Source organism: Bacteroides intestinalis (genome assembly GCF_003464595.1).
Taxonomy (GTDB): domain Bacteria; phylum Bacteroidota; class Bacteroidia; order Bacteroidales; family Bacteroidaceae; genus Bacteroides; species Bacteroides intestinalis_A.
On sequence record NZ_QRZF01000011.1, the window covers coordinates 32,119 to 44,148 of the forward strand.

The following is a 12,030-nucleotide window of genomic DNA, read 5'->3' on the forward strand; positions in this document are numbered from 1 at the left end:
TTTGTGTGTAATGATGTTCCATTTGTTCGATCACCAGTATTAAAAGACAGGAAAACCCGCTATTTTCTTATCTTTGCCACAGATATAGATAAGTTAAAGGAGGAAAAGGATATGGAAAAGAGCAAACCTATGGAGCTTGGACTTGGCGAGCTGCTGAGTAATGAGAACATCGTAAACAATAACAGTTTCCGCTTTATCAACCGCGATATCGGAATTGTCGTCAGCTTTGCCCAGATGGATAGCATCCTCTTTAGCACAGGGAAGCCCTACCGTACCAGAGAAAGCCGGATCATCCGGATACTGAAAGGAGAAGCACGGATTTCCATCAATCTGATAGAATATAAGGTAAAGGAACCAATGATTATTATCAGTCCTTTCAACTCACTGATAGAAATTGTGGAAATCAGTGAGGATTATGACTTTCAGGTCATTGTTCCCGATAATAACTTTTTGCCCATCGCACAGGGAAGCGCACTGACGGATTCGTACACAAAGCATGGCATTTTTATTTCGCCCACAGAGGAAGAATTGCAGCAAATCGATGCTTTCTTTTCAATGTTATGGGATACCGTACACAAAGTTCCATTCCGCCGAGAAGTGGTACAACACTTGATTATAGCATTACTCTATAATATAAGGTATATACATGCAAAAAATGAAGAGTCCGCCCCATTGCAGCTCTCACGCCAAGAAGAAGTATTCCGCCGCTTCATCGGGTTGGTTAATGAACACAGTAAACGTGAACGTAACATCAGTTTCTATGCAGACAAACTGTGCCTGACTCCTCATTATCTGAGCACTGTTATTCGTGAAGTAAGCGGGCAGACGGTAATGCAGTGGATTAACCAAGCCATTATTCTTGAAGCAAAAGTGCTGCTGAAACACAGTGACTTGTTGGTATTCCAAATCTCGGATGAACTGGGATTTCCCAATCCGTCATTCTTCAGCAAATTCTTTAAACGGATGACGGGGATGACACCGGCAGAATATCAAAAGAAACGCCACACCTGAGCGGGGCAAATGCCACAGCTAAACAGGGCAAACTCCACACTTCACGTTCGTCCAAGTGTGGCATCAGCACCCACGAAGTGTGGCATCGCAAGGGCTGAAACACAGCATTGGAAAACATTCAACTGAAAATGAGAAACTTTCATCTTATAACAAGATGATCCGCTTCTGCATGATATCCATCAGTTGCGCTTTCAACAACTTGGCATTGATAGGCTTGGGCATATATCCATCGAATCCGCTTTCCATCACCTTCTGTTCATCCGAAGCATAGGCAAAGGCCGTAACGGCAATGATAGGAATCTTTGCGGAGAACTTGCGGATTTCCCGGGTAGCCTCGTATCCGTCCATTACAGGCATATTGATATCCATCAATACAATCTGAGGATTATGTTCTCGGAACATCTCTACGGCCTCCATACCGTCCCAGGCATGAATCAAATGATAGTCGTACTTCAGGATGGATTCAAAAAGCTTATAATTGCTTGCATTATCTTCTGCAACCAGTATGGTCAGTTTATTCCTCTCTACCGAAACAGGTTGAATGTTCTTGGGCGTCTGTTTTTTATCCTCCTTCACTGCCGGTTTGTAAGGAAGCGTAAACCAGAAAGTCGAACCTTTCCCCTCTTCCGACTCTACACCGATTCTGCCACCCATACGCTCCATCAGCGTTTGGCAGATAGAAAGTCCCAGTCCGGTTCCCTGTGCAAAAGAGTTCAGTTTGACGAAACGCCCGAAAATGTTTTGCTGCTTATCTTTGGGGATTCCACATCCGGTATCGGTTACATAGAAATATAATTCATTCTCCCGCATCTCATAGCTAAAACGGATGCTTCCTTTTTCGGTAAACTTAATGGCGTTCGTCACAAGGTTTATCATCAACTGCGACAAACGGTTCTTTTCCGTATGAACCATACATGGCTCGGCAGGCTCCACAAATTCCAGTTTCACTGCGTCCGTCTTCACTCTCAACAAGAAACCGCGCTCCAGTTCCCTCATCAGTTCATTCAGTTCTATATTAGAGTAATTCAACTCCAACGTTCCCGCCTCAATCTTCGACAAATCAAGGATATCACTGATGAGTTGCAGCAACAAAGTATTATTGTTCTCGATGATGCTGACATATTCCTGCTTTTCCTGTTCTTCTTCGGTAGATGCCAATATCCCCGAGAAACCGACAATAGCATTCAATGGAGTACGGATTTCATGGCTCATATTGGCCAGGAAGGCCGACTTCAAGCGATTGGATTCTTCGGCAAGGTCTTTGGCTGTAGTAAGTTCCTGCTCCATCTTCTTCCGGTTGGTGATGACAAGAGACGAACCCACCAAAGTCAAGGGATTTCCACCTTCATCGCGGGAATCTACAGCTGCCTGCGCCTCTACCCATTCCACCTTGCGCAGATTGTTTTTCTGTACGTCAATGATGCGGTATTCTTCTTTCACTTTTTCCACCCGTCCTTCTATCAAGTCCCGGTAAGCCTGTTTCACCCGTTCACGGTCTTCCTTGAAGATTTTAGAGAAATACTGGGAATCGGGCACAGATAGTTGTGAATCTTCCACTTCCTGTTCGTCAGTGCTCAGTTCAATCGGTCTGTTGATATCACATAGAATCGTTTTACTCTTCAGGTCCCACTTCCAGGGCACAATGTTGGCAATATCAAGAGCCATCGCCAGCTTACTGTTGGTAGCACTCAGCTTTTGCTGTGCTTTGTGCAGTTCCGTACTGTCCAGACAGAAGACATCAATCATATTTCCCTGGCGGGTTCCTTTCAATACCACATCGTAGAAAGTATCGATGGCTTTAAAATAGTAAGGGAATGTAATGGCTCTTTTCTCGGTCAGCGCCATCTTAGTGAAGTGCAGGAATTCGGGCATGGATTCAGGAAATATTTCACTCCCTTTTCTGCCTATGACCTCTTCTTTGCGATAAAACTGTTTCTCAAATTCAGAATTTACATTCCGGTAAATCAGTTCGATGGGATTGCCATTCTTATCAGTCACCAGTTCTTCCTGCATATAGAGCAAAGGCATGTTGTTCACCAGCATCTTATAGGTAGCCATTGCATCTATCTCATTCTGCTGTGCTTTCTTTAATTCATTCAGACTGCGAATACGATAGAGGAAAAGCAGGGTAAGAAACAGAATAGAAAAGAGAGTTCCCAAAATGAAGTACCGATAATGTTCCCAAAATGTAGGTGGTTTATTCAGAAAGCGGGTATTGGCAGGACATGCGGCAGGAAAAAGGCCATCGCGTGTCAGTATCTCATAATTAATGACAGGTGCTCCATCTGTGGGTATATAGCACGGAATATGGCGCGCCTGCTTGCCTTCCAATACCTCCGAGATGGTTTGAATCAATCTCTCGTCATAATTCGCCTGGTTGTAGGTATATCCACCTAACATACCCTCTTTTCCACTGGTTATATTTACCATGCTAAGAGAAAAGATAGGAACGGAAGTAGCAGCTATAAGCTTATGGGAATTAGTAGCTAACATGCTATTACCACCGAATGTGTACTTGTAGAACCATGAAGCGAACAGAACTCCCGTCGTTTTAGAGTCTACGAAATACAGGGAATCCAACAACTGGTTGGTTGTTATATCTTCAGCAGACCAAAATTGATACTTGATATCCGGATAGTTCTTTTTCAGCTCTTTCTGGATAAGTATGGAATTATCCTGATTAACTTTACGTCCATCGCCTATATATATAAACTTTTCCATACCGGGTATCATCTGCTTCATCAGACGAATGTTTTCCGTAATAAACAAATCGGCATACAGATATACCAAATTATAGGGATCAGCCAAATAAGAAAGTGGAGTTCGCTCTTCCGGCGTAGAAAGTTGCCTGTGAATATAAGCTTCATAAGAATCCAAATAATCTTCCTGTGCACAAAGCACAATAGGAATGTCTCCCCAAACTTTTCTATATTCATCCCGCAACAACAATGCCGAATTTCCCAATAATAGCAACATGCGCGGAGAACGGCCTTTGTATTTATCGAATATATTGCGTTTGGATTCTTCCAGAATGGAATCATTTTCAACCAGCAGCATATTCAGATGCTCCACGTAGAGAGTAATCTCAGGGTCTTTTTGAACAAATTCCGTAACGTTGGAAATGAGCCGGCTACTCCAGGGAGACGCTTCCGTATATGAGTTTATACAAAGGATATAACTTTTACCATCTATCGCATCTTTTTGTGCAAAAGCCGAATTTACAGACAAGAGGTAGAAAAACAGAAGTAGAAGATATTTTTTCATCTGTACCAGAAGAATTTTATGTTATGCGAAATATTTTGCTTGTTTTATTTTGCAATACAAAAGTAGCAAAAAAAGAAGAACTACAACTATATAAATAGAAAAGAGAACCTTTTTTTTCTATAAAAGGTTCTCTACTATTAAATTCAGAAGTATCTATAATTACTTTCGCATTTTCTCCCTGCAATAGGAGCGGTGTCCATAAATCACAATCACCACAAAACAGATGAACGGAAGGAGGAATGACAGGTTCACAGCAGGCATGCCCATCAATGTACCGCAGTCTATAATGCTTGCCTGAACCGGCGGTAATATCGAACCTCCGAGGATTGCCATAATCAATCCGGCAGCACCGAACTTGGCATCATCACCCAATCCTTGTAAAGCTATACCGTAAATCGTGGGGAACATCAGAGACATACAGGCTGATACCCCTACGAGACAATACATTCCCCAGATATTTTGAAAACCAATCACCCCGGCCGTAAACACGCAAGCCACGATAGCCAGTACTTTCAGCAACAGTCCCGGACTGAGATACCGCAGGATAAACGTACAGATGAAACGGCTGGCACAGAAAATAATCATAGCCACAATGTTATACTGTTGTGAGAGCACTTCCGCAGCTTTCTCTTCCATCCCTTCCGACATGAAATAGCGCGTACCATATTGAATGATAAATGTCCAGCACATAATCTGCGCACCTACATAGAAGAACTGTGCGATCACTCCTTCGCGGTAATGGTGTATACCGAATATACGTTTCAATGTAGGCAGGAAGTTGATGTTGTGAGACTGATCTCCATTCTTCGGCATCTTCACCATACGGATCACAATCAGCATAGCCAGAATGACAAGCCCGATAATCAGATAAGGCGCAATCAGTACCATCAGGTCCGAATCACGTACCGCAGCAAATTCTGTATCCGAAAGCTGGCTGCGTTCCACCGTATCCATCGGGTTCAGGCGATTCTGGATAAAGTTCATCGCCACGTACATACCTAATAACGAGCCCATCGGATTGAAAGACTGTGCAAGGTTCAGGCGGCGGGTGGATGTAGCTTCATCACCCATAGAAAGAATATAGGGATTACAACTGGTTTCCAAGAACGAGAGTCCGCATGTCAGTATAAAGTAGGCTATAAGGAAGGGATAGTAATTGCCCGTCAGCATGGCGGGATAGAACAGGAATGCACCGATAGCATACAATCCCAGTCCCAGCAGTACCCCAGCTTTATATGAAAAGCGACGGATAAAAATAGCTGCGGGGAATGCCATGGCAAAATATCCGCCATAGAAAGCCACCTGCACCAGTGCCCCGTCGGTAACACTCATACGGAAAATCTTGGAAAAGGCTTTCACCATCGGATTCGTGATATCATTGGCAAAGCCCCACAAGGCAAAGCAACTGGTGATAAGAATGAACGGAATGAGGTAGCTTACTCCGTCTTTACTGATAATGCTGTTTTTCTTAGTGTTGTTCTTCATGGTAGTTATTTCTTTGGCTGGAATTAGTCATAAAGGTGGAAAATACGCTCCATCGGTTGCCATTTCTCGGCGGCTGTGGAACCGGGTTTCACAAGCTGGAAGATGGCCATATAGTCTTCCCATTCCTGTTGTCGGGGCAAGGAAGCGAGGCGCTCCATAGCTGCATCCCAGTCAAGCCCTACAGGCACTTCAACTATCATAAACAGACGGGTGTCCAAAAGATATATTTCCATTTCCAGAATACCGGCTTCACGGATACCGGCAGGTATTTCGGGCCAGATAGCCCCTTGGCTGTGCCGGCGACGATATTCGGCTATCAACTGCGGATCATCACGGAGTTCCAGTGTCCGGCAGATACGCTCCACCGGCTGATGATGCTCTTTGGCGGGATAACGTTTGATTAATGTGTCCATAGTAAATCAATATTGAAACGCAAATAAACACAGATTTTAGCAGATTAAAAAGTGATACGATAATTATCTACGCAAAGCAGTATTTATCTGCGTTCCGGCTAAGTTATTAAATAAATTCTTTGATTTCTTCACGGCTGCCGATCTCTCCTTTGGCAATGGCTTGCACCAGGATATTACCGATAGCGGTTGCCTCTACAGGTCCGGCATAGACGGGAATACCCAAAGCTTCAGCTGTCAGGCGGTTCAACAGTGAATTACGGCATCCGCCACCGATGATATTAAGCTGTTCTATCGAAGCGGGAAGCAGACGGTTCAGTTGGTCTATTCCTTGCTTATAGCGCAGGGCGAGTGATTGGAGTACACAACGCACTACCTCACCATAAGTTTCCGGTATAGGATGCCCGTGCGCTTCGCAATACTCCGCAATGGCATCTTCCATATCCACAGGGTTCTGGAATATCTTATCATCTACGTCAATGACGGATGGAATATCCGCAGATTCGGCGGCAGAAAGCAAGAAATCGTATTCACATCGCTCTCCTCTTTCTTTCCATTGTGCCATAAGACGTTGCAAGATCCAAAGCCCGGTGATATTCTGAAGAAAACGAATCTTACCGCCTACCCCGCCCTCATTGGTAAAACCAGCGCGGCAAGCTTCTTCCGTGAGGATAGGTTCATCCAGTTCAACACCCAGCAGAGACCACGTACCGGAACTGAGGAAAGCGCAACGGGATTTATCCACCTGTGTCGAAGGAATCGCATAAACAGCGCTTGCCGTATCGTGCGAACCGACAGCTATGACATCCACTTCATCCGTCAGACCAATTTCTTCGGCAATCTCCCGTTTCAGTTTGCCACGTACCGTACCGGGCATCACAATGTCTCCGAAGAGATGTGCAGGTACTCCCAAGCGATGGATGAGTGGCTGATTCCAAGTCCGGCTACGTGCATCAAGCAGTTCGGAGGTGGATGCAATGCAGTATTCATTATTTGCCACCCCTGTGAGGAAGTAACTGAAAAGATCGGGCATAAACAGAAGACGGTCTGCAACTTCCAATTGTGTATCACCGCTTTTCTTCATGCTGTAAAGCTGGAAAAGTGTATTGATGGACATCACTTGTATGCCGGCTTCGGAATAATGCTGAACAAGGTTGCCACCGAAAAACTCTTCCGGCAAACCATCCGTTCGGGGATCACGATAACACACTGGGTTTCCCAGCAAATTACCGTTACGGTCTATCAATCCAAAGTCCACACCCCAGGTATCAATGCCAATGCTCCTGATATGATATCCCTTGCGCACCGCTTGCCGGAGTCCGTTCTTCATCTCATCAAACAGAGCCAGAAAATCCCAGTACACATGGTTTCCCATCCGCACCTGACGGTTTGGAAAGCGGTACACCTCTTCCAATTTCAGCGTACCCTGGCAGATGGAACCGGCCATAATGCGACCGCTTCCACCTCCAAAATCTACTGCCAGATAGGTATTCATCATTTAGTCTTCTTTCCTAAAATGTATGTTTCAAGATCATCGATCTCTTCAGGAGTAAGTACTGTGTAGTCTCCTCCGGACTGGATCATGATGCGGCATGCCATTTCAAAGAACATAGCGCGTTCAAAAGCCTGATCGAAGTCCTTGCCACACACCACCTGCCCATGTTTCAGCAAGAGGACGGAATTATGGTCTTTCAAAGCATCAATCACTCCCTGGGCCAATTCTTTCGATCCCGGACGATAATAAGGAACTACCGGAATCTCACTTCCCACATGGCAGGGAATCTCTGCTGTTACGTTGAAGTTCGTAGGACGATTCTTCATACATGCCACAGCCGTGGCATAGTGTGACTGGAAATGCAGAACTACATTCACATCAGGACGCTCACGAAGCACTCCCAGATGGAAACCGCTTTCCATAGAGGGTTTCACTCCATTCAATACTTCTCCTGTAGAAAGGCGGCAGACAGCTACTTTTTCTTTAGGTAGAGAAGGTACCCATGAGCCTGTTCCGGAAAGCAGGACTTCGTCACCAATGCGCCAGGAGATATTGCCGCTACTGCATATTGTCAATCCGGCATCTCCTACCCGATGCGCCTGGGCAATGAATTGTTCTATGTGTTCGTTTGTTATCATGTCTATTTCTTATTTGTTATTTATAGATAGGTCCGTACGTTGTGCAAGCTCTGTAATCAGCTCCTTCTTTATCCATACCGAATGCATTCCAGGCAGCAGGGCGGAATATCTTCTTCTCATCCACATTGTGCATGCAAACAGGAATACGAAGCATGGAAGCCAGCGTAATCAAATCCTGACCGATATGTCCGTAACTGATAGCACCATGATTGGCTCCCCAGTTATTCATTACCGAGTACACATCTTCAAATGCCGGTTTATCGCAAAGACGGGGCACAAACCAAGTAGTAGGCCAAGTACGGTCCGTACGTTCATCCAGCAGCTTGTGAACTTCCGGATCAATCTCTACCGTCCATCCCTCAGCAATCTGAAGCACAGGGCCAAGGCCTTTTACCAGATTCAAACGGGTCATAGTTACAGGCATTCCACCCTTTGACAGGAAGTTGGAAGAGAAACCACCTCCACGGAAATAATCACGGTTAGCGGGATACCAGGTAGTAGCTTCAAGACATTTCTCCATTTCAGCCTCGGAGATTTCCCAATGAGGTTTCATGACAGGTTCACCCTGTGCATTTGTTTGCTGGCCTGTACCGTCCAGAGTGGTAGCACCGGAGTTAATCAGATGGATAATACCATTAGCTGCCAAACCGGTCAATTCTTTACCCGTAACACGTTTCACAGCTTCAGGACTCCAATATGTACGCACGTCAGAGAATATCTGTGCACGGTTTGTCAGCAAATGGCCGAAGAGCATGGCTACACCGTTGCAAGCATCATTTTCAGTAGCTACTACGTATGCTTCACGGATGCCGTTCCAGTCAAAAGAAGTATTCAGCAGAGCTTCGGAGTAGTCACCATTCGGATAAAAATCCGTCCACTGGCGTTGTCCCTGGAAACCGGCGGCAATGGCATTGTGTCCAAGTGCTTCTTCCTTGAATCCCATTTCGCGAAGTTTCGGATTACCCTGTATAAGGTCGCGCATGATAAGGGTCATCTTCACAATAAACTCCCAATCTTCGTCTTTTTGCTCACGGGTCTTGGTCTTTGCGGGGATATTGAAATCCTTGCCCTCATTTTTCTTGCAATATTTCTCTGTCCATGCCATGGCCTTGGCAAACTCTTCCTTATCATAGATACCTTCAGTCATGCGACGGATAATTTCGGTCAGGTCTACAGATTCGCAACGGATGCCCAGATATTCCTGGAAGAAATCCGGGTTCACAATAGAACCGGCAATACCCATGGATACGCTACCCATCGACAAGTAAGATTTTCCGCGCATGGTTGCTACTGCCTGTGCGGCACGTGCAAAACGAAGCAGTTTTTCTGCAACGTCGGCAGGGATGGAATTGTCATCCAGATCCTGCACATCACGTCCGTAAATGCCAAAAGCAGGTAATCCTTTTTGTGCATGTCCTGCCAGTACAGCTGCCAGATATACAGCTCCCGGACGTTCCGTACCGTTAAATCCCCAAACAGCTTTCGGATAATACGGATTCATGTCCATAGTCTCAGCACCGTAGCACCAGCAAGAGGTCACTGTGATAGTAGAACCCACGCCTTCGCGTTCAAACTTCTCGGCACAAGCCGCGCTTTCGGCTACGCGACCGATGGTACTGTCTGAAATCACACACTCCACCGGACTTCCGTCACCATTCTTCAAGTTACTGGTGATCAATTCGGCTACTGCTTTAGCCAGGTTCATTGTCTTTTCTTCAAGGCTTTCACGTACGCCACCCTGGCGACCGTCGATAGTGGGACGAATCCCGATTTTCGGATACTTTTTCATGCTATCATTTATTTGGTTAATAAAACATTATCTATGCTGAACTGTGCTGAAATCAGTTTGTAAAAAAAGGCTATAAAGAGCCTCTTAAATTTACTTCCGTCGGCAGACAAACCTGTATGGGTTTGCCACTCAAGATGAAATCTGCCGTCAGGATTCCCATCTTTTGCCAATCAACACTCATCACTGTTATTCCCTTATCAATCACTTCATAAGCCGGCGTATCATTATAGGCTATCAAGCCGAAATCAATACCACACGTCAAACCTGCCGCACGACTCTTCTTCACAATCTCCACCACATCCACCTGACGGATGGCAATATAGGCTTCACCGGAATGCACTTCCCTGTCGTCCAAAGTCTCTATTATCTCACATTCCAATTGATGATCTGCACAAAACTTCCTGAAATAATCGCACGTCTCCTTGGGATGCTTACTTTCCCGTGCCAGAAACAGGATAAGCTTGCGATAGTTCTGCAACCTCTCTGACAATTGAGCCATAGCTGCGTAAAAGGCTTCACCGAAGTCCTGACAGATGTATGAATATTCCCGCTTATCAAACTGCCCGAAATCAAGCAGCAACAGGCGGGAAGAGTCTATCTTATAGAGATAAGGAGAAATCTTTTCATTATCGAAGTTCATTACTACGTATTTATTATAGCGGCCAATGGAATCGCGAAGAATAGCATTGAACAATGCTTCGTTATACTGATGAAACCACAGGTCTACCTTATAACGCGTAGAAAGGCGGCGGATGATGCTGTTATACAATGTATCTTTAAAGGGTGAGTATTCATCGAGCAGCAGCAGGATATTTTTCTGGCGGTTCACCACATAGTAACCTTTACCAGGGGTAGAGTCGATAATCCCCCGCTCCTTCAGATCAATAAAAGCTTTAAAAACCGTGTCGCGGGAAACTTTATAATCGTGGCTCAGCTGATTGATGGAAGGCAGGGCGGTATCCGTCTTGTAACGTCCCATGGAAATGTCCTGGCTGATCAAATCGGCCAGTTGTTTTACCTTCGTCGTTTGTTGCCCGAAAATTGTTTTCATATTGCGTATACAGGTTTAATCAAAGTAAGGATGACACAGGTAACTGTGCTGAACTGTGCTGGTGCAAAGAAAGATTATTTATTCTGAATCAGCAAGAAATAGGGATATGTTTTGCAGCATATAAAAAGTAAAAGCCCCGTTACATCTTTGTAACGGGGCTCTCTATTTCCAAAATTTATTAACGCTTCATCCAGTTTTCTATTACAATACCAGGTAACCTACTTAAATGCTTCACATTATCCGTAACCATTATTAAATGATTGAGGATAGCGGCACATCCTATTAAAATATCAAAATCATCAATTAAGTTCCCTTCTCTTCTCAAATCAGCCTTTATATCTCCAAATAAAGGTAAAGTTCCGGAAACAGATATTACTTTAAAATGATTTATTATAAAAGCAACATCCTTCAATCTTTCCTCTTTATTGTTACTGAATGATGCTCCGAAATATAATTCTCCAAGAGTAATCTCAGACACATAACAGTTCTCAGGCTTTACTTTCAATATTGTTTCACGGACACCATATTTATTCTTAAGCATAGAAATACAAATATTAGTATCCAGCAAATACTTTTTAGTTTTCATTAAAATTTCTCCATTTTTCTAGTCCTATTGCTTGTCCGGCTATCTCTAATAATTTTCATTTCTTCTTCTACAGAAGTATCATCCTCCCATGCCCCTGACAATGCACTAAAGAAATCTTCTGATTTTAATATTGTTTTCTCTGAATGAGAAACTTTCTCCTTCAATGATTCCGACAATTTACTGATTAAATCTAATTTTATATCAGGACTTAACGGAGCCAATAACTTCATATACCATTCTGTGGGATTCAGCGACAATTCCATAATCTACCCTCCTATACTTTTATAGTTATAGATGCAAA

General features: G+C 44.3%; 10 protein-coding genes. 1 reads left to right on the forward strand and 9 read right to left on the reverse strand.

The window, feature by feature from the left end; translation table 11 throughout:
* Positions 1–111: 111 nt before the first annotated feature.
* Positions 112–1,011: a helix-turn-helix domain-containing protein gene (locus DWW10_RS15700; RefSeq protein WP_118421787.1), complete on the forward strand. Its 900-nt coding sequence runs from the start codon at positions 112–114 to the stop codon at positions 1,009–1,011.
* Positions 1,012–1,155: 144 nt separating this feature from the next.
* Here DWW10_RS15700 and DWW10_RS15705 read toward each other — a convergent pair whose 3' ends face one another.
* The 9 genes from DWW10_RS15705 to DWW10_RS15745 form a co-directional block, all read right to left on the reverse strand.
* Positions 1,156–4,275, reverse strand: coding sequence for an ATP-binding protein (locus tag DWW10_RS15705; protein ID WP_118421788.1), 3,120 nt, complete (start codon positions 4,273–4,275; stop codon positions 1,156–1,158).
* A gap of 159 nt (positions 4,276–4,434) precedes the next feature.
* The gene (gene fucP, locus DWW10_RS15710) at positions 4,435–5,760 is read right to left on the reverse strand and encodes an L-fucose:H+ symporter permease (protein WP_118421789.1); all 1,326 of its coding nucleotides are present in this window, start codon (positions 5,758–5,760) and stop codon (positions 4,435–4,437) included.
* A 23-nt stretch (positions 5,761–5,783) separates the two neighbouring features.
* Positions 5,784–6,173, reverse strand: a complete 390-nt coding sequence (locus tag DWW10_RS15715; protein ID WP_118421790.1) for an L-rhamnose mutarotase — start codon at positions 6,171–6,173, stop codon at positions 5,784–5,786.
* 106 nt (positions 6,174–6,279) lie between these two features.
* Complete coding sequence (locus DWW10_RS15720) at positions 6,280–7,665, reverse strand: rhamnulokinase (protein WP_182021434.1); 1,386 nt, start codon at positions 7,663–7,665, stop codon at positions 6,280–6,282.
* The gene (locus DWW10_RS15725) at positions 7,665–8,303 is read right to left on the reverse strand and encodes a class II aldolase/adducin family protein (protein ID WP_007214317.1); all 639 of its coding nucleotides are present in this window, start codon (positions 8,301–8,303) and stop codon (positions 7,665–7,667) included. Before DWW10_RS15725 ends, DWW10_RS15720 begins: the two co-directional genes overlap by 1 nt.
* Positions 8,304–8,319: 16 nt before the next feature.
* The gene (gene fucI, locus DWW10_RS15730) at positions 8,320–10,092 is read right to left on the reverse strand and encodes an L-fucose isomerase (protein ID WP_022393551.1); all 1,773 of its coding nucleotides are present in this window, start codon (positions 10,090–10,092) and stop codon (positions 8,320–8,322) included.
* Positions 10,093–10,162: 70 nt separating this feature from the next.
* Positions 10,163–11,143 carry a GntR family transcriptional regulator gene (locus DWW10_RS15735; protein WP_022393550.1) on the reverse strand — a complete coding sequence of 327 codons (981 nt, stop codon included), beginning with the start codon at positions 11,141–11,143 and terminating at the stop codon, positions 10,163–10,165.
* A gap of 178 nt (positions 11,144–11,321) precedes the next feature.
* On the reverse strand, positions 11,322–11,729 hold the full coding sequence (locus DWW10_RS15740; RefSeq protein ID WP_118421792.1) for a type II toxin-antitoxin system VapC family toxin: 408 nt from the start codon (positions 11,727–11,729) through the stop codon (positions 11,322–11,324).
* A complete protein-coding gene (locus tag DWW10_RS15745) occupies positions 11,729–11,992 on the reverse strand; it encodes a hypothetical protein (RefSeq protein WP_118421793.1) in 264 nt (87 codons plus the stop codon). The genes DWW10_RS15740 and DWW10_RS15745 overlap by 1 nt, the downstream gene beginning before the upstream one ends.
* Positions 11,993–12,030: the final 38 nt, after the last annotated feature.

Bases quoted from the DNA above. Each gene is read 5' to 3' on its own strand.
- DWW10_RS15715 (WP_118421790.1), bottom strand. From the start codon at position 6,173: ATGGACACATTAATCAAACGTTATCCCGCCAAAGAGCATCATCAGCCG.
- DWW10_RS15705 (WP_118421788.1), bottom strand. From the start codon at position 4,275: ATGAAAAAATATCTTCTACTTCTGTTTTTCTACCTCTTGTCTGTAAAT.
- DWW10_RS15745 (WP_118421793.1), bottom strand. From the start codon at position 11,992: ATGGAATTGTCGCTGAATCCCACAGAATGGTATATGAAGTTATTGGCT.
- DWW10_RS15725 (WP_007214317.1), bottom strand. From the start codon at position 8,303: ATGATAACAAACGAACACATAGAACAATTCATTGCCCAGGCGCATCGG.
- DWW10_RS15735 (WP_022393550.1), bottom strand. From the start codon at position 11,143: ATGAAAACAATTTTCGGGCAACAAACGACGAAGGTAAAACAACTGGCC.
- fucI (WP_022393551.1), bottom strand. From the start codon at position 10,092: ATGAAAAAGTATCCGAAAATCGGGATTCGTCCCACTATCGACGGTCGC.
- DWW10_RS15700 (WP_118421787.1), top strand. From the start codon at position 112: ATGGAAAAGAGCAAACCTATGGAGCTTGGACTTGGCGAGCTGCTGAGT.
- DWW10_RS15720 (WP_182021434.1), bottom strand. From the start codon at position 7,665: ATGAATACCTATCTGGCAGTAGATTTTGGAGGTGGAAGCGGTCGCATT.
- fucP (WP_118421789.1), bottom strand. From the start codon at position 5,760: ATGAAGAACAACACTAAGAAAAACAGCATTATCAGTAAAGACGGAGTA.
- DWW10_RS15740 (WP_118421792.1), bottom strand. From the start codon at position 11,729: ATGAAAACTAAAAAGTATTTGCTGGATACTAATATTTGTATTTCTATG.